Origin of the sequence: Geodermatophilus obscurus (assembly GCF_900115395.1) — a bacterium.
Classification (GTDB): Bacteria; Actinomycetota; Actinomycetes; order Mycobacteriales; family Geodermatophilaceae; genus Geodermatophilus; species Geodermatophilus obscurus_B.
Genome location: NZ_FOWE01000002.1, coordinates 91,538 through 109,704 on the forward strand (window position 1 = coordinate 91,538; position 18,167 = coordinate 109,704).

Here is an 18,167-nt window from a genome sequence, read left to right on the forward strand (position 1 = left end):
CTCACCCCCCGCCCACCCCGGCGGGGGAGGAGCGGTGACCCGCCCGCGCCGCAGCATCGGACGTCACCGCATCGAACGAGGCCCTGCGGGCGGGCCCCGGGACCGCACCCCGCGACCGCACCCCATCCCGCAGCAACCGGAGGACGGACCCTTGGACCACGTGAGCATCGCCCTGGTGGGGACCCGCGGTGTGCCGGCGCGCTACGGCGGCTTCGAGACCGCGGTCGAGGAGGTGGGCCGGCGGCTCGCCGAGCGCGGCCACCGCGTCGTCGTCTACTGCCGCACCGTCCCCGGTGCCGGGGAGGCGCCGCCGGCCGAACACCTGGGCATGGAGCTGGTGCACCTGCCCGCCGCCCGCCGCCGGTCGCTGGAGACCCTGAGCCACACCGCGCTCTCGGTCCGCCACCTGCTGACCCACCGCACCGATGCCGCGATCGTGTTCAACTCGGCCAACGCGCCCCTGCTGCCGGCCCTGCGCGCCGCCCGCATCCCCGTCGCCACCCACGTCGACGGCCTGGAGTGGAAGCGCGCCAAGTGGGGACCGGCCGGCCGGCGGTACTACCGCGTGGCCGAGGCGCTGGCCGTGCGCTGGTCCGACGTCCTCATCGCCGACGCCGAGGGCATCGCCGAGTACTACCGCGAGGCCTTCGCCGCGCCGACCACGCTGCTCACCTACGGCGCGCCGCTGATCGCCCCGGGCTCGCACCGGCTGGCCGAGCTCGGCCTCGAACCCGGCGGCTACCACCTGGCCGTCGCCCGGTTCGAGCCGGAGAACCACGTCGACGTCGTCGTCGAGGGGTACACGGCGAGCGAGGCGACCAAGCCGCTGGTCGTCGTCGGCTCGGCGCCCTACGCCGACGACTACACCCGCCGGGTGCACGCGCTGGCCGACGAGCGGGTGCGCTTCCTCGGCGGCGTCTGGGACCAGGAGCTGCTCGACCAGCTCTACGCCAACTGCGCCACCTACCTGCACGGCCACTCGGTCGGCGGCACCAACCCCTCGCTGCTGCGCGCCATCGGCGCCGGGGCCGCGGTCACCGCCTTCGACGTCGACTTCAACCGCGAGGTCGTCCGCGACTCGGGCCGCTTCTTCCGCACGCCGCAGGACGTCGCCCGGGAGATCGCCGCGGTCGAGGCCGACCCCGAGGGCACCCGGCGGGCCGGCCGTCGCGCCCGCCTGCTGGCCGCGCGCTACGACTGGGACGAGGTCGCCGGCGGCTACGAGGAGCTGGCGCTGCGGCTCGCCGCGCGCGACGTCCCCCGGCGGCGGCCGAGCGGCCGCCGGCGTCCGACGGCTGCGGACGCGCCGCTCGCCCCGCGTCCGCAGCCGGCCCCGCCGGCGGACAACGTCGTGCCGCTGCCGACGGCCGGGTCCGCGCCGTGGGCGCACCTCCCGGCGGGACAGCAGTGAGCGCGCTCCTCCGCGGCCGGCGCGCGATCCCGGCGGCGCTCCTCGTCCTGCTCCTGGCGGCCGGCGTCGTGGGGGCCGTCCTCGCCGGGCGGCAGGACGCGACCCCGTCGGCCGGCGCGGCCACACCCTCGACCTCGACCCCGACGGCACCGGCGGACGCCTCCACCGTCGACCCGGCGCAGCCGGCCGACCCGACCGACCCGGTGGAGCCGACCGTCCCGGCCGAGCCGGTCCACGACGCGGACGTGCCGCCGCCGGCCCTGCCGGCCGTCGCGCTCGGCGAGGACGCCACCGCCGGCGACGGCGTCACCGCGGCCGTGCGGTCGGTCGAGTCGGTCCGGGGCGACGGCTACGGCCCCGGCCAGGTCGACGGCCCTGCCCTGCGCGTCACCGTGGAGCTGCGCAACGGCACCACCGCCGCGCTGTCGCTGGACGGGGTCACCGTCACCGTCGCCACGGGCGCCGACGCCCTGCCCGGCTCGCCGATCGACGACCCCGCCACCCGGCCCTTCGCCGGGGAGCTGGCCGCGGGGGGATCGGCCACCGCCGTGTACGTCTTCGGCGTCCAGGGCGACGGCCCGGTGACCGTCGAGGTCGGCCACCGGGCCGGCGCCCCGCTCCTGGTCTTCACCGGCACGCCCTGAGCGCGCCCCGCCCGTCCCGAGGAGCCCGTCCATGGTCACGACCCCACCGGCAGTCGCCGCCCGCCCGAGCACCCGCGTCCCGGCGAGCGCCGGCCCCGGTCGCGGGGCCGACGTCCTGCGGAGCTGGCTGATCCGGCGGGCCGGCGCACTGCGCGGCCGCCCGCTCGCCATCGACGAGCGGATGCCGCCGTCCTACCTGGCCTCCCTGGTCGTCGAGCGCGGTCTCATGGCCGCGCGCGGCCTGGTGCGCTTCCCCGCGCGCTCGCCCCGGCCCTTCGTCGGCAGCCGTGTCCGCCTCCGCGGGAAGCGGCTGCTCTCCGTGGGGCGCGGCGTCACCCTCGGGCACGGCTGCCTGGTCGACGCGACCTCCATCGACGGCGTCCGCCTGGGCGACGGGGTGACCGTGGGCCGCGGCACCCGCATCGAGTGCACCGGCAGCGTGGCCACCCTCGGCCGCGGGCTGGTCGTCGGCGCCGGGACGGGGCTGGGCGCCGACAGCTTCTACGGCTGCGCCGGGGGAGTGCGCATCGGCCCCGACACGATCGTCGGCGAGTTCGTGTCCTTCCACTCCGAGGACCACGTCTTCGCCAGCCGCGCGGTCCCCATCCGCGACCAGGGCACCACGCACCGGGGGATCGAGGTGGGAGCCGGCTGCTGGATCGGCTCCCGCGTCACCGTGCTCGACGGGGCCCGGATCGGGGACGGCTGTGTGATCGCGGCAGGAGCCGTGGTCGTGGCCGGCGAGTACCCGGCCCACGGCATCTACGGCGGCGTGCCGGCCCGCCTCCTGAAGGTGCGGCCGGAGGACTGAGGTCCGCGGCCGGCCGTACGACCTGACCCCTGACGCGGGTGCGCCGGAGCGCACCGCGTCAGGGGTTCTCGTCGCGTCAGGAGTCGTGCGTCAGGGGTCGTCGTCCCCGCGCCACCGTGGCGTGCGGCGGGTCGGTGGCAGCCGCGCGGTGCGGGCACGGAGTCCGGGACCACGGTGGCGGCGGTCCGTCCCGTCGGGGCGCTGCTCCCGCGTGCCGCGACCGGGTACGTCGTGGCACCGCCACGGCGCACCCGGCGACCCGCCGGTCACGGAGCCTGACGACCGGGAGGCCCCGGCCCGGCGGCACGCCCGGGACCCGTTGCCGCGCACGCCGGCTCGTGGCGGCCGGCTCGTGCCGGCCGGCGTCGTGGGGGCCGTCCTCGCCGGGCGGCACGGTGACGCCCGCGGGGGCCCCGGCGGGGAGGCAGACGGGACGCCGGTCCCGCCCGGCGGTCAGCGGGCGGCGTCGAGCGCGGCGAGCTGGCGGCGCCAGCGCACGAGTCCGGCGGCCAGGTAGGCCGCCGTCCCGGCGAACAGCAGGCCGTACGCCACCAGGAAGGCCGCCGGCCAGCCGAGCAGGACGAACGCCACGCACAGCAGCCCGTAGTCGGCGGGAGCGGTCACGAAGGACCGCAGCCGGGACCGGCGGCCGTCCCCCGACGCGCCCGGCGCCCCGGCGCCCCGGCGGAGCTGGTCGGTCAGCACGGTGCCGAAGAACATCACCGTGGTGACCAGCCCGAAGGCGGCGGGGAGCAGCAGCAGCTCCGGCTGCGACGGTCCGGCGAAGCGGTACAGCGACACCAGGACGGCGAGGTGGAGCGCGGCCCCCTTGGCGCAGTCGACCATGTGGTCGAGCCACTCACCGGTCAGGGAGCCGCCCCCACGCAGGCGGGCGAGCTGTCCGTCCGCGGAGTCGAGCGCGTAGCCGGCCACCAGGAGCAGGGCGACCGCGAGCCCCAGGACCACTCCCGGGCGGACCGCGGCCACCAGACCGATGCCGGTGAACGTGAGGACGGCGCTGGTGATCGTCACCTGGTCCGGCGTCATGCCCAGCCGGTGCGCGACCGCGGCCAGGACCCGCCCCAGCGGCCGGTTCACCAGCCGCGAGTAGAGGGGCGCGTGGTGCGACGGCTTGCCCGCGGCACGCAGGTCGGCCATCGCCGCCCCGAACGACCTGCGGGGCAGGGTCGCGGACGGCGTTGCGGACATCGGGCACGCTCCTCGGTGGGCCGGGATCGGCGCGGGCGCCTGGTGCGCCGGCGCCGGACGGACGCGAGCGGCCAGTCTCCCCGGACGCCGGCGCCCCGGGTACGGGTGCGCGGGGCGGCCTCCCCCCAAGGCGGGAGGCGGTGCCGTGCCGGCCACCGGGCCGGCCGCCCGGACGGCGTCCGCGCGGCGGCACCGATGGTCACGTGCAGTCACCTCGGACGCCCCCGGGACACCCCCAGCGGGGGAGAAACCACGGAGCGTCACCGGATCAGGGGACGTCGTCACTCTGGTGATCCGACGATCGTCACTCTTAGTGTCGGTCGGCCGCCCCGTGCACCGAGGCGGCTCTCATCGAACGAGCGGGGGAACCGAGCATGTCCGCACGCGTGGGCACCGCACTGAGGCAGGTGGTGGCGGCCGTCCTCGGCCTGCTGCTGACGGCCGGCGTCCTGGGCCTGGTGGCGCCGCGCGCGGCGCTGGCCGACAGTGCTCCGCTGGAGCCGACCAGCCCGATCAGCCCGATCACGGTCACCGCCGACCCGCTGCCCACGGTGCAGATCGACGGGATCGTCTGGTCGCAGGTCGTCGTCGGCAACACGGTCTACGCGGCGGGCAAGTTCGAGTACGCCCGCCCCGCCGGGGCCGCTCCCGGCACCCAGCAGGTGCAGCGGAAGAACCTGCTGGCCTACGACATCCGGACGGGGCAGCTCGTCCAGTCCTTCGCGCCCGACCTCAACGCCCAGGCGCTGGTGGTGACCGCCTCCCCGGACGGGTCGCGCATCTACGTCGGCGGTGACTTCACCCGCGCCGACGGCCAGACCCGGTACCGGGTGGCGGCCTACAGCACCGCGACCGGTCAGCTCGTCCCCGGCTTCCGCCCCGCCGTGGCGGCGCAGGTGCGGGCGATCGTGGCCACCGACACGACGGTCTACCTCGGCGGCTGGTTCACGGCCGTGGGGTCGAGCGCCCGCACGAAGCTGGCCGCGGTCCGGGCCTCGGACGGCGCCCTCCTGCCGTGGGCCCCGCAGCCGGGAGCCGCCGCCACCGGCGGCAGCAACGACGTCCTGGCCATGGTTCCCGGTGCCGGCGGCCAGGTGGTCGTCGGTGGGCGGTTCACCTCGCTCAACGGTGTCGCGGCGACCGCGGTCGGTGCCCTGGACGGCGCCTCCGGAGCCGTCCGGCCGTTCGCGGTCAACCAGCTGATCACCAACCAGGGCGCCAAGTCGGCCGTCTGGAGCCTGTCCACGGACGGGTCCACCGTCTACGGCACCGCCTACGACTACGGCGGCCCCGGCAACCTGGAGGGGTCCTTCGCCGCGGCGGCCGACGGCGGTGCCCTGAAGTGGGTCAACACCTGCCTCGGCGACTCGTACTCGAGCCACGCCGCCAACGGCGTGCTGTACCACGCGGGGCACCCGCACGACTGCAGCAGCATCGGCGGCTTCCCCGAGCAGACGCCGCGGGTGAACCAGTTCGCGACGGCCGTCAGCCTGGCCCCGGCCGGCACCAGCACCTCCACCTTGCGGAACACGAACTTCCGGGGCAAGCCCGCGCCGGCGCTCCTGCCGTGGTTCCCCTCGTTCACCACCGGAGCGGTCAGCGGTGCCACGCAGGCCGGCTGGTCGGTCACGGGCAACGACCGCTACGTCGTCTACGGCGGCGAGTTCCCCCGCGTCAACGGCGTCGGCCAGCAGGGCCTGGTCCGCTTCGCCGTCCCGTCGCTGGCGCCCAACGCGGTCGGGCCGTGGGTCGACGGGGGGTTCACCCCCACCGTCTCGGCGGTCCCCGGAGCGGTGCGGATCTCCTGGCGCGCGACGTCCGACCGTGACAACGAGCAGCTGACGTACCGGGTGTACCGGGACAGCGCCACCGGCACCCCGGTCTGCACGGTCACCCGGCCCTCGACCTGGTGGAACCGGCCGAGCTACGCGTGCTCGGACACCGGCGCGACCGCCGGCGCCCACCGGTACCAGGTGGTCGCCGTCGACCCGTGGGGCAACCGGCAGCCCTCGTCCTGGGTGCAGGCCACGGTCGGCAGCGCGGACCGGAGTCCCGCCCGTCCGTACGCGGACCTGGTGGCAGCCGACGGCGCGCTCGCGCACTGGCCGCTGGGCGAGGCCGCCGGCACGACGGCGTACGACCGGGTCGGCACGCAGGACGCGGCGGTCAACTCCGGCGTCACCCGGGGCCAGGCCGGCGCCGTCTCCGGCGACCGCGACACCGCGTTCGCCTTCAACGGCAGCACCTCGGCGTTCGTGGCCTCCGGGGCGGCCGTGCCCAGCCCGCGGACCTTCTCGGTCGAGGCGTGGTTCCAGACGACCAGCACGACCGGCGGCCGGATCGTCGGCTTCGGCAGCTCGGCCACCGGGACCAGCGGCTCCTACGACCGGCACGTGTACATGGACGCGGCGGGCCGCGTGCACTTCGGGATCTGGAACGGCGCCCAGCGGCTGGTCAGCACCGCCGGGTCGTACAACGACGGCCAGTGGCACCACGTCGTGGGCTCGCTCAGCCACCGGGGCCTGGAGTTCTACGTGGACGGCGTGCTCGTCGGCGCCCGTCCCGAGGTCACCTCGGCCAACCCCTACACCGGCCACTGGCGGATCGGCGGTGACAAGACCTGGTCCGGCTCGTACTGGTTCACCGGCCGGATCGACGAGGTCGCCGTCTACCCGACCGCGCTGAGCGCCCGGGCCGTGGCCGCCCACACCGCCGCGGGGCGGACCGGTCAGGCCCCCAACGTGGCCCCCACGGCGTCGTTCACCGCGGCCGCGGCGGACCTCACCGGCTCGTTCGACGGCACCGGCTCCACGGATCCCGACGGCCTGGTCGCCGCCCACGCCTGGGACTTCGGTGACGGGACGACCGGCACGGGGGCGAAGGTGACGCACGCCTACCGGGCAGCCGGCACCTACACCGTCCGGCTGACCGTGACCGACGACGACGGCGCCACGGCCGCCACGACCCGGTCGGTCACCGTGACCGCGCCGCCGGTCACCGAGCCGCCGGCCCCCGGCGTCCTGGCCGCCGACGCCTTCGAGCGATCGGTCGCCTCGGGCTGGGGCACCGCGGACAGCGGGGGTGCGTGGACGGTCACCGGAGGGGTGTCGAACGCCTCGGTCACCGGCGGTTCCGGCAGGCTCGCCGGTGCAGCCGGGCGCGGGGTGGAGGCGGCGCTCGGCGCGGTGTCCGGACAGGACGTCGTGGTGCAGGCGGACCTCGTCCTGCCGCAGGCCTCGACCGGCGGTGGCACCTACGCCGGCCTCGGCGCCCGGCGGGTGGGCACCAGCGACTACCGCACGACGCTGCGCTACCACTCGACCGGTGAGGTCGACGTCCGGCTGGACCGGTACGTCGACGGGGTGGAGACGGTGCTCGGCATCGTCCGGCTGCCCGAGCGGTACACGCCGGGACGCGCGCTGACCGTGCGCCTCGAGGCCGCCGGCACCGGACCGACCACGCTGCGGGTCAAGGTGTGGACCGCGGGTACCGCCGAGCCCTCGGCGTGGACGCTGACCCGCACGGACGCGACCGCCGCGCTGCAGCGACCGGGCGCCGTGTTCGTGCGGACCTACACGTCCGGGAGCGCGACGCAGACCTCGGTCCTGGTCGTCGACCACCTGCGCGCCGTGCCGGCCGGCACGGCGGTCGAGCCGCAGCCGCAGCCGCAGCCGGAGCCGCAGCCGGAGCCGCAGCCGAACCAGGCCCCGACCGCGTCGTTCACCGCATCCGGGTCGGGCCTGACCGGCAGCGTCGACGGCACCGGCTCGACCGATGCCGACGGCCGCGTCGTCGGGCACGCCTGGGACTTCGGTGACGGCGCCACCGGCACCGGGGCGACGGCGTCGCACACCTACGCGGCGGCCGGCACCTACACGGTCCGGCTGACCGTCACCGACGACGACGGCGCCACCGGCACGACGACGCGGACGGTGACCGTGGCCGCCCCCGCCCCGCAGCCGCAGCCGGAACCCCAGCCGCAGCCGGAACCCCAGCCGCAGCCGGAACCCCAGCCGCAGCCGCAGCCGGAGCCCACCGTGCTGGCCGCCGACGCGTTCGGCCGGGAGGTCGCCTCCGGGTGGGGCCGGGCGGACGTCGGCGGGAGCTGGAGCACCTACGGCGGGACCGGCGCGGTGTCGGTGACCGCGGGGTCCGGCCGGGTCACCGCCGGCCCGGGGACCAGCGCCGGCGGCGTGCTCCCCGTGGGGGCGCAGGACCTGGTGGTCCAGGCCCGGGTGACCCTGGACCAGGCGGCCACCGGCGGTGGCACCTGGGTCGTGCTGGGCACCCGCGACGTGGGTGGGTCCCGCTACAAGGCCCAGCTGTGGTTCTCCGCCGACGGCCGCGTGCAGGTGGCCCTGCTCCGGGTGGTCGACTGGTCCGAGACGTGGCTGACCGGCGGCTGGGTGCCCGGCTACGGCACCGCCGGTTCCTACACCCCCGGCACGCCGCTCGACCTCCGGGTCGAGGTGGCGGGGACCGGTCCGGCGCAGCTGCGGGTCAAGGCCTGGGCCGCGGGGACGGCGGAGCCGGACTGGCAGCTCACCGCGAGCGACGCCACCGCCGCGCTGCAGCGGGCCGGCGGGCTGCGCGTGGACGTCTACAACGCCCGCTCCTCCACCGGCCCCACGGCCGTGCGCATCGACGACGTCCGGGTGACGGCAGCGGGGGAGACCCCGCCGGCGCGCTGAGCGGAGCGACGGTCACCTCACCCCCGGCGGGCTCCCCGCCGGGGGTGAGGTCGTCCCGGGGTGCCCCGCAGGGGTGATGACGCCACCGGGGGCCCGGCGCACGATCGTCCGGCCGCCGCGCCCTCCGAGCGCCGGGCGGCGCGCCGGCAGGAGGACCACCATGACCCGTCGCCCCGCGACACCGACGACACGCACCGGCAGGCCGGGATGACGGCGACCGCTCCCGTCGGGCCCGCTCCCGCCGGTGCCGGCCCCGCCACCGGGGGCCGGCTCGGGGTCGTCGTCGTGTCGTACGGCAGCTCGGAGCTGCTCCGGCGCACCCTCGCCCCGGCCGGCCTGCCCGGGCCCGACGTCTCCGTCGTCGTCGTCGACAACCTCTCCACCGCGGCCGAGCGCGCCGCCGTCCGGGAGCTCGGGGCCGCCAGCGGCTGGCACGTCGTCGCCATGCCGGACAACCGCGGGTTCGGCGCGGCCTGCAACGCCGGCGTCGCCGCCGCCCGGGAGCTGGGCTGCAGCACCTTCCTGTTCCTCAACCCGGACGCCGTGATCACGCCCGCCGTCGTCGCCGAGCTGCGGGCGCAGAGCCTGCGGGAGCCGATGTCGCTGATCAGCCCGCGGCTGCTGACCTCCGACGGCGCGGTGGCGTTCCTCGCCGCCCGCACCGACCTGCGCGACGGCCGGGTGCGGCGCCGTCCCGCGGCCGCCGGGCCCCGCACCACCGACCCCGGCGACTGGCTGTGCGGCGCCTGCGTCGTGGTGCACGACGAGCTGTTCTCCCGGATCGGCGGGTACGACGAGGACTACTTCCTCTACTGGGAGGACGTCGACCTGGGCTTCCGGGCGGTCGCGGCCGGCGCCACGGTGGTCCTGCGCGAGGACCTGGTGGCCGTCCACGACGAGGGCGGCACCCACGGGGAGCGCCGCCGGGGCCAGGCCAAGTCCGCCCTGTACTACCGCTACAACTGCCGCAACCGGCTGGTCTTCGCCGCGCGCAACCTCGACCGCCGCACGCTGCTGCGCTGGGTCCTGACCACGCCTGCGGTCAGCTGGCAGATCCTGCTGCGCGGTGGACGGCGCCAGCTGGTCCAGGACCCGTCGCTGCTGTGGCCGGCGGTGCGCGGCTCGCTCGAGGGCCTGGCCCGCGTGCTGCCGGCCCTCCTGCGCGGTCCGCGACGGCGGCCGGCCCGCCCGCGGGTGCTCGTGGTGCACCCCGGTGCCGAGCTCTACGGCTCCGACCGGGTGCTGATCGCGTCGGTCGAGTCCCTGCTGCACCGCTCCGACGTCACCGTCGCGCTCCCCGGGCACGGGCCCCTGGTCGCGGAGCTCCGGAGCCGCGGCGCCGACGTCGTCGTCCGGCGCATGCCCGTGCTCCGGAAGGCCGCGCTGCGGCCGGCCGGCGTGCTGCGCCTCCTCGCCGACACGGTGCTCGGCCTGCCGTCGGCGCTGGCGCTGCTGCGCCGGGCGTCGACGGTGTACGTGAACACCACCGTCCTGCCGGGCTGGCTGCTGCTGGCCCGCCTCACCGGCCGCCGGGTCGTCTGCCACGTGCACGAGGCCGAGTGGCCCGGCCCCGCGGTCCTGCAGCGGCTGCTCCTGCGGACGCTCCTCGCAGCCCACACCGTGGTCGCCAACAGCCGGTTCACCGCCCGCGCGGTCACCGGCCTGGTCCCGGCGCTCGCCGGCCGCACCACCGTGGTCCCCAACCCGGTGCCCGGGCCGCCCGACGTCGTCCCCGCCCGCCTGCGGCCGACGGGTCCGGCCCGCCTGCTCTTCGTCGGCCGCCTCTCGCCCCGGAAGGGCCCCGACGTCGCCGTCCGCGCCCTCCGCGCCCTGCTCGACCGCGGCGTCGACGCCAGGCTCACCGTCGCGGGCTCGGTCTTCGAGGGCTACGAGTGGTTCGCCGAGGAGCTGCGCGCCGGGATCGCCGCGTCCGGGCTGACCGGCCGCGTCGACCTCACCGGCTTCCGCGACGACGTGTGGCCGCTGCTGCAGGAGGCCGACGTCGTGCTCGTCCCCTCCACGCTCGACGAGTCCTTCGGCAACGCGGCCGTCGAGGCGGTGCTGGCCGGCCGGCCGGTCGTCGTCAGCGACCTGGGCGGTCTGCGCGAGGCCGTCGACGGGTATGCGGCAGCCCGGATCGCCGAACCCGGTGTGCCGGAGTCCTGGGCCGACGCCGTCGCCGACCTGCTCCGCGACTGGCCGGCCGTGCGCCGGGCGGCCCTGGCCGACGCCGCCCGCGCGGCCGACCGGCACGCCGTGGGCCGCTACGCCGCCGACCTGCTCGGCGCCACCGACCTGCTCGACGCCACCGACCTGCCCGGCGCCACCGCGGCCGTGGTGCCGGCCGGCTCCCGGGCGGTGGCCCGGTGACCGCGCCCACGACCGAGCCGGCCCACACCCGGACCGTCCGCGTCACGGTCGCGGTGCCGACCTACCGCCGTCCCGACGACCTGCGCGTCCTGTTGCCGGCGGTGCTCGACCAGGCGCGGGAGGTGGCGGCCGCGAGCGGCGGCCGCTACGCCGTCGACGTCCTCGTCGTCGACAACGACCCGGACGGCGGCGCCGCCGCCACCGTCGCCGGGATGGCCGCGGCGGAGCTGCGTCACGTCACCGAGCCGACGCCGGGCATCCCCGCCGTCCGCAACCGGGCTCTGGCCGAGGCCGCCGACGCGGAGCTGCTGGCCTTCATCGACGACGACGAGCGCCCCGAGCCCGGCTGGCTGGCCGCCCTGCTCGACACGTGGGCCGCCACCGGCGCGGCCGCCGTGTGCGGCGTCGTGCTCGCCGAGTACGCCGGTGAGCTGGACCCGTGGATCCGGGCGGGCGGCTTCTTCGTCCGCCGTCGCTGGCCCACCGGGACGCCGCGGGACCTCGCCGCCTGCAACAACCTCCTGCTCGACCTCGACCAGGTGCGGGCGCTCGGCCTGCGGTTCGAGCCGGCGCTCGGTCTGGGCGGCGGTGAGGACAGCCTCTTCAGCCGTGCCCTGAGCCGGGCCGGCGGCCGCATCGTGTGGTGCGACGAGGCGGCCGTCGTCGACCGGGTGCCGGCCGGCCGCATGACCCGGTCCTGGGTGCTCACCCGCGCGTGGAGCCACGGCAACGCCGCCGTGCGCATCGAGCTGCGGCTGACCACCGGGGCCGCCGCCCGGCTGCGCGTGCGCCTGGGGGGCGTGACCGGCGGGCTGGCGCGCGTCGTCGCCGGTGGACTCCGCTGGGGCTGGGGGCTGCTGCTGCGGTCCGACCGGCACCAGGCCCGCGGGCTGCGCACGTCGTTGCGCGGAGCCGGGATGGCCGGCGGCGCCTGCGGCCTGGTCTTCGAGGAGTACGCCCGGTCCGGCCGCCGCTGGCACTTCGCACGAGGAGGACTCCGGTGAACCCCCTGACGACGGCCCGGACCGTGGCCGGAGCCACGCGCCGCGGTGCCCGGCGGTCGGCCGGCGCGCTGCTGGGCTCCGCCGTGGAGGTGCGGACCGAGCGACCCGAGGTGGTGCTCACCTTCGACGACGGCCCCGAGCCCGGCGGCACCGACCGGGTCCTGTCGGCCCTCGCCGACGCGGGGGCCACCGCGACCTTCTTCGTCCTGCTGACCCGCGTGCGCCGGTACCCCGCGCTGCTCGGTGAGGTCCTCGCGGCCGGCCACGAGGTGGCCCTGCACGGGGTCGACCACCGGGCGCTGCCGACCCTGCCGCCGGGGGAGGTCGCCAGGCTCGTCCGCGCGGGCCGGGCCGAGCTCGAGGACGCGACCGGGCGGCCGGTGCGCTGGTTCCGCCCGCCCTACGGCCGGCAGACCCTCCGCAACTGGCGGTCGGTGACCGGTGCCGGGCTGGTCCCGGTGCTGTGGGGACCCACCACGTGGGACTGGAAGGACGTGCCCGTCGCCGAGCGCGTCGCCCGGTCCCAGCGGGGCATCCGGCCGGGCGCGGTCGTCCTGGCCCACGACGGCTTCGCCGGGCCGGACGACGGTGCCTGCGACGGGCCGCCGCCCCGGTTCGACCGCGGTGAGCTGGTCACCGGCGTGCTCGAGGCCTACGCCGAGCGCGGCCTGTCGGCGCGTTCGCTGGAGCAGTCGCTGCGGTCCGGTGTCCTGGTCCGGGAGCCGTGGTTCCCGGGCTGACCCGGTCGACGGCCGACGACGCGCGCTGCCCCCGTTCCCGCGAGGAGCGGGGGCAGCGCCGTGTCCGGGCCTGCCGTCAGCCCCGCCGCGCCAGCATCTGCCGGCCCCAGGCGGCGACGCCGGCCAGGTCCCGCCGGATCGGGGGGACCAGCGCGGCCAGGCCGTAGACCGCCAGGCCCGCGGCGAGGCCCGCGGCGAGCCGGCCGACGGCGGGCCAGCCGGACGCCAGCTGGACCGCCAGCGCGCACACCGCGCCCGCGGTGACCGCGCACCCCGCGATCCGCAGCGCCCCGCCGAGCAGGGCGCGCACCGGGATCACCGTGGTGCGGGAGAGCCACCACAGCGACAGCGGCCACTCCAGCACGGCCGCCGTCGCGTAGCCGGCGGCCACCCCGACCACCCCGTGGCGGCTGCCCACGGCGATGCAGACCGCCTTGAGGGCCATCGTCAGGAGCGTGTAGCGGAACAGCGCGCCGGCCAGCCCGCGGGACAGGTAGACCCAGTAGCCGACGAAGGACAGCGTCTGGGCGCTGCCGGCGACGGCCAGCAGCGCCAGCACGGGGGCGACCTGCGCCCAGCGGTCGCCCAGCACGACCTCGACGAGGGGTCCCGCGGCACCGGCCGCGAGCCCCATGGCGGCGACCAGCGTGAAGCCCAGCGCCAGTTGGCTGCGGCGCAGGTAGTCACCGGCGCGCCCGAGGTCGTCCTGGAGCCGCGAGAGCACGGGGACGGCGACCGTCGTCGCCGGTGAGCGCAGCTGGTTGAGCGGCGTCATCAGCAGCTGGAAGCCGCGGTTGTAGACGCCGAGGGCGGCTGGGCCGGCGGTCAGCCCCAGCACGAGGTTGTCGAGGTTGTTGCCGAGGTAGTGGACCAGGTGGGTGCCGGTCAGGCCGCTGCCGAACCGCACCAGGGGGCCCAGGCCCACACCCCGCCGCGGCCGCCCGGGCACCCAGCGCCCCGACGCCGCCACGAGGACGAGCACGACCGTCCCCTGCACGATCTGCTGGGCGACCAGCGCCCAGTACCCGGCCCCGGCCACGGCGGCGCCCACCGCCACCGCGAAGGACACCACCTGGGCAGCCAGGTCGACGCCGGCCACCGCACCGAAGCGCAGCCGGCGGAGCAGGCCGGCGCGGTACTGGGCGGCCAGCCCGTTGAGCAGGAAGACCACGGACAGGCAGCGCACGACGTCGACGAGCTCCGGCTGCCCGAACGCGGCGGCCACCGGCTCGGCGGCCACCAGCGCGAGTGCTGACAGCAGCACCCCTGCCGCGACGTTGAGCCAGAAGAGGCCGTCGCGCTGCGCGGTGGTGAGCTCGGGAGCACGGATCGCCGCGGTCGACAGGCCCAGGTCGCGGAACACCTCGCCCACGCCCACCACGACGAGCCCGACGGCCAGCAGGCCGTAGTCCTCGGGGCTGAGCAGGCGCGCCAGGACGGTGACCGACGCCAGCTGCAGCACGATCCGCGCGCCCTGCCCGGCCAGCGTCACGCCCGCTCCGCGCGCCGCCACGCGACCGAGGTCGGTCCGGCCGGGCGGGGGAGCGTCTCCGGGGGCGAGCGGACCGCCCGAGGGGTCAGTGGCCGCCGACACGCGCGTCCCCACCGACCGGTTCCGACGACGGCGCCGGGGGCCGCCCGTACTCGTGGGGGACGAACCCCAGGGCACCGACGACCAGGCCGCTGTAGCTGGCCAGCGTGCCTACCGCCGCGCCCTGCGCACGGGCGTCCCGGCGCACGGAGGCCGCGGCGAGCGCGAGGAGCGCCAGCGACAGCCGGACCGCTGCCCGGGCCAGGATCCCGGCGCGCGTGCGCAGCCGGCCACCGGGCCCGGCGGCCAGCGAGACCTCCGCGCGGCTCCACGAACCGGCGGAGCGGAAGCAGCGGCGGACGACCCAGGACCGGGTGACCCGCTCGGCCGGGACGGACTCGACGGCCTCGGCCTCGTCGCACCAGCGCAGCTCCCCGCCCCGGTGCACCAGCTGGTGAGTGAACAGGGTGTCCTCGCCGCCCGTGAGCCCCAGCCGCTCGTCGAAGGCGAGGCCGAGGTCGCGCACCCGGCGGACGTCGAGCAGCAGGTTGCCCGCGCCGGCACCGCCGACCAGCGAGCCGGTGGTCGCGCGCCGCCGGTCGAAGACCCCGGTGCCGGCCACCCAGGCGCTGGCGGGCACCAGCAGCTGCGAGGACACCGGACCGGCGACGGCCGCACACCCCCAGGAGCGCCAGGCCCCGACCAACCGCTCCAGCCAGCCGGGGCAGGGCAGCTCGTCGTCGTCGATGAAGACGAGGACCGCGGCCCCGCGGGCCTCGGCCAGGGCGCGGTTGCGGGCCGCCGAGATGCCCGGCCGGGGTTCGTGCACGTACCGGACGCCGCGGTCGGCCCAGCCGAGCACGACGTCGGCCGCGCTCCCGGCGGGGTCGTTGTCCACGACCAGCACCTGCGCACGGGGGGTCACCGTCGCGGCCTGGCCCACCAGCTCGCGCAGCAGCGCCGGCAGGTGCCCGGCGCGCCGGTAGGTCAGCACGGCGACGACCGTCCCCGCCGTGCCGCCGTCGTCGGTTCCGTCCACCGCGTGCTCCCCTCGGGCAGGTCCTCCTGCTGCATCGGCCGGGTGTCGCCGGTCCTGGAGCCCTCCGGCGCCGTCGCGGGTCACGCAGCCGCTCCCAGCGGCCGGCGGGCCGGCAGCGGGCCGGCGCCGGGGGAGTCGTCGTCCTCGGCGGGACGGCGCGGCAGCAGCAGCAGTCCGAGGGCCAGGACGAGCGTGTCGGTGTTGCTCGCGATGGGGCCGAAGAGCAGTCCCCAGAGGGCCATCGGCAGGAGCAGGCACACCAGGCCGGACGCCGTGCGGCGGCGCGCCTGCTCGGCGAACCCGGTCACGACCAGCGCGCCCATGAGCAGGCCCAGGAGCACCCCGGCCGGTCCGAGGTCCGCCCACAGGTCCGCGAGGATCGAGTGCAGCTCCACCCCGCCCTGGAGCAGGTAGTTCTGCACGTAGGACTCGGCGGTGGGGATGTTGGTGACCGCGATGCCGGCCTTGCCGACCAGGACGTCCCGGCTGTCCGGGACGATCCCCAGCCCGAAACCGAGCGGGTGCGTCTGCGCCAGCGCCCACGTCGTCGCCCACTCCGGGCGGCCGCCGAGGATGAGCGAGCCGGTCTGGGCGATCTGCACGGCCGTCCGCTCCTGGATCTCGGCACCCAGGGCACCGGCCAGCATCAGCCGCGTGAGGACCCAGTACCCCGCGGCCGCGAGGGCGGCGAGGACGGGCAGGACCAGCCAGCGCCGCGGACCCGGCGCCGGGCCGGGCCGTCCCGGGCGCTGCTGCCAGAGGACGAGCGCGCCGGCCACGACGCAGAAGCCGAAGGCGCTGCGGGCGTCGTTGGTGACGTTGAGCAGCGCCAGCACGCCCAGGACGGCCAGGGTGGGCAGCGGCCGCCCCCGGCGGACGGCGAGGGCCAGCGCGATGACCATCAGCGGGGCCGACAGCTGGAACTTCCACAGGTTGTCCGTGCCGGGCGCGCCGAGCAGCCCCGTCGCCAGCATCCCCAGACCGAAGGCCACCCCGAGCACCGGGACCGGGAGGACGGTGCGCGCCCACAGGAGAACGCCGACCCCACCGACCGCGGCCAGCACCGTCGAGGTGCGCACGGAGGCCCCGTTGAGGACGAACCCGTGGTCGGCGGAGTGCGCCCAGGCCAGCAGTGCACCGGACAGGACGCCGACGGCGGCGAGCGCCAGCAGTGGCACCGGCCCGCGCGTCCGGCGCACCACCGGCAGCCACAGCGGGAGCAGGGCCACCGCGGCGACCAGGCCGGTCACGAGGCCCATCGGGAGCGGCCTGGTGAAGCCGGTCATGGCGACGGCCAGGACCGCCACGCCCGTGGTCGCCCCCGACGCCCGGTGACCGGCGCCGACGGTGGCCGCGGCACCGGGACGGCCGTCGAGCCGCCACGTGGCGTGCCCGCGGGCGGCGGCCCGCAGCGCCGTCCGCAGGCCGGCTCGCGGCGGGAGCAGGCCGTCGACCACCACGCCCGCCAGCGGCACACCGGACGCGTCGGCTGCCGACGTGCTCGCCGCCAGCTCCGCGAGCGTGGTGCGCCGGCCGTCGGCCACCACGACCACGCCGTCGAGCGGCCCGGCGGCGAGCAGCTGATCGGGTGAGTCGACGGCGACCACGGCCGGCCCCGTGGTGACCAGCTCCGCGGCCAGCTCCGTCGTGGTGGTGGCCGCCCCCAGGAGGGCGACACGGGGGGCGCGGTCGGTGGCGGAGGGCGTCACGGGGGCCGTCACGGGGGCCGTCGTGGGGGCCGTCGCCGTCGCCCGGGCGGGGACGGCGGAGCGCAGGGCCAGCCGCAGCCGGGCGACCTCCTCGGCCCGTTGGGGCAGGGAGGCCGGTCGGCGGGCGGAGGAGCGGCGCCCGTGCCGCGGGACGGCTGCCGGCAGCAGCCCCAGCACGGGAGCGCCGGTCACGCGGGCCACGTCCGCACGGCCGCGCACGCGGGGCCGGGCCAGCTCGGCCAGGCCGGCGGCCAGGCCCGCCGCGCCGGCGCCTGCGAGTGCCCCGAGGGCGGCCAGGAGGACGGTCGGGCGGTCCGCCGCGACCGGGGGCGTGGCGTCCCGGACCGGGGTCACGCGCAGCTGCGGACCGTCGCTGCCCGCGAACAGGGTGGCGGCGCGGCGCACGACCTCCGCGCCGACCGCCCGGGCGACCGCGGACGCCTCGGCCGGCGTCGGCCGTGTCGCGGTGACGCGCAGGACGCTGACGTCCTCCTCGACGACGACCTCGAGGCCGTCGGCCAGCTCGCTGGGGGACTCCCCGAGCCCGAGCCCGGCGCCGACCCGCGTGAGCACCGTCGAGGAGGTCGCGAGCGCGGCGACCGAGGGCAGCACGGTCGTGCGCACCGCGGCGGCCGAGGAGGGGTCCTGCGGTCCCGCGACGACGGCGGCGTCGACGTAGAGCGAGACGCGCGACTCGAACGCGTCGGGGGTCAGCAGCCCGACGGTGCTCCCGACCAGCAGGCCGGCCGCCGCCGCCGCGACGACTCCCACCCAGCGGCCGGCGACGGCCCGGGCGTAGTCCCTGAGCTCCACGTACCCCTCCTCGTGTCCGGCGGTCATCTTGACCCCGCCCGGACGCCGATCGGCCCGTCCTGCGCGGATCGGGGTCCGGGCCTGACCCCAAGGGGTGGCGTCGGCCGCCGAGCGCCGGTCCGGGCCGGGTCCCGGCCGCAGACTCCGGACCGACACCCCGTCCGCAGCACCGACGGACGGGCCGACGCGGTCACC

At 77.5% G+C, this 18,167-nt stretch carries 11 protein-coding genes; 7 read left to right on the forward strand and 4 right to left on the reverse strand.

Annotated features, from left to right (window positions below; translation table 11 throughout):
• The first annotated feature begins 160 nt into the window (after nucleotides 1-160).
• Genes BM165_RS03825 through BM165_RS03835 form a run of 3 tightly spaced genes read left to right on the forward strand, consistent with a single transcriptional unit; the run spans nucleotide 161 to nucleotide 2,866 of the window.
• Nucleotides 161-1,411, forward strand: coding sequence for a DUF1972 domain-containing protein (locus BM165_RS03825; RefSeq protein WP_083427030.1), 1,251 nt, complete (start codon nucleotides 161-163; stop codon nucleotides 1,409-1,411).
• Complete coding sequence (locus BM165_RS03830; protein WP_075012213.1) at nucleotides 1,408-2,055, forward strand: hypothetical protein; 648 nt, start codon at nucleotides 1,408-1,410, stop codon at nucleotides 2,053-2,055. The genes BM165_RS03825 and BM165_RS03830 overlap by 4 nt, the downstream gene beginning before the upstream one ends.
• 31 nt (nucleotides 2,056-2,086) lie before the next feature.
• The gene (locus BM165_RS03835) at nucleotides 2,087-2,866 is read left to right on the forward strand and encodes an acyltransferase (protein ID WP_083427031.1); all 780 of its coding nucleotides are present in this window, start codon (nucleotides 2,087-2,089) and stop codon (nucleotides 2,864-2,866) included.
• Nucleotides 2,867-3,319: 453 nt separating this feature from the next.
• Here BM165_RS03835 and BM165_RS03840 read toward each other — a convergent pair whose 3' ends face one another.
• Nucleotides 3,320-4,075: a CDP-alcohol phosphatidyltransferase family protein gene (locus BM165_RS03840; protein WP_075012214.1), complete on the reverse strand. Its 756-nt coding sequence runs from the start codon at nucleotides 4,073-4,075 to the stop codon at nucleotides 3,320-3,322.
• A gap of 374 nt (nucleotides 4,076-4,449) precedes the next feature.
• Here BM165_RS03840 and BM165_RS03845 point away from each other — a divergent pair, with 374 nt between their 5' ends.
• The 4 genes from BM165_RS03845 (at nucleotide 4,450) to BM165_RS03860 (ending at nucleotide 12,880) form a co-directional block, all read left to right on the forward strand.
• Entirely contained in the window at nucleotides 4,450-8,766 is a 4,317-nt protein-coding gene (locus tag BM165_RS03845; protein WP_075012215.1) for a PKD domain-containing protein, read from the forward strand.
• Nucleotides 8,767-8,973: 207 nt separating this feature from the next.
• Entirely contained in the window at nucleotides 8,974-11,136 is a 2,163-nt protein-coding gene (locus tag BM165_RS03850) for a glycosyltransferase (protein WP_143108013.1), read from the forward strand.
• Nucleotides 11,133-12,140, forward strand: a complete 1,008-nt coding sequence (locus tag BM165_RS03855) for a glycosyltransferase family 2 protein (protein ID WP_075012217.1) — start codon at nucleotides 11,133-11,135, stop codon at nucleotides 12,138-12,140. Before BM165_RS03850 ends, BM165_RS03855 begins: the two co-directional genes overlap by 4 nt.
• On the forward strand, nucleotides 12,137-12,880 hold the full coding sequence (locus BM165_RS03860) for a polysaccharide deacetylase family protein (RefSeq protein WP_208976634.1): 744 nt from the start codon (nucleotides 12,137-12,139) through the stop codon (nucleotides 12,878-12,880). The genes BM165_RS03855 and BM165_RS03860 overlap by 4 nt, the downstream gene beginning before the upstream one ends.
• 76 nt (nucleotides 12,881-12,956) lie before the next feature.
• Here BM165_RS03860 and BM165_RS03865 read toward each other — a convergent pair whose 3' ends face one another.
• The 3 genes from BM165_RS03865 to BM165_RS03875 all read right to left on the reverse strand — a co-directional run bounded on the left by BM165_RS03865 (nucleotide 12,957) and on the right by BM165_RS03875 (nucleotide 17,972).
• On the reverse strand, nucleotides 12,957-14,549 hold the full coding sequence (locus tag BM165_RS03865; protein WP_348271785.1) for a lipopolysaccharide biosynthesis protein: 1,593 nt from the start codon (nucleotides 14,547-14,549) through the stop codon (nucleotides 12,957-12,959).
• On the reverse strand, nucleotides 14,458-15,450 hold the full coding sequence (locus BM165_RS03870; protein ID WP_075012218.1) for a glycosyltransferase family 2 protein: 993 nt from the start codon (nucleotides 15,448-15,450) through the stop codon (nucleotides 14,458-14,460). The genes BM165_RS03865 and BM165_RS03870 overlap by 92 nt, the downstream gene beginning before the upstream one ends.
• Before the next feature lie 80 nt (nucleotides 15,451-15,530).
• Nucleotides 15,531-17,972, reverse strand: a complete 2,442-nt coding sequence (locus BM165_RS03875; RefSeq protein WP_143108014.1) for a hypothetical protein — start codon at nucleotides 17,970-17,972, stop codon at nucleotides 15,531-15,533.
• Between the last annotated feature and the right edge of the window lie 195 nt (nucleotides 17,973-18,167).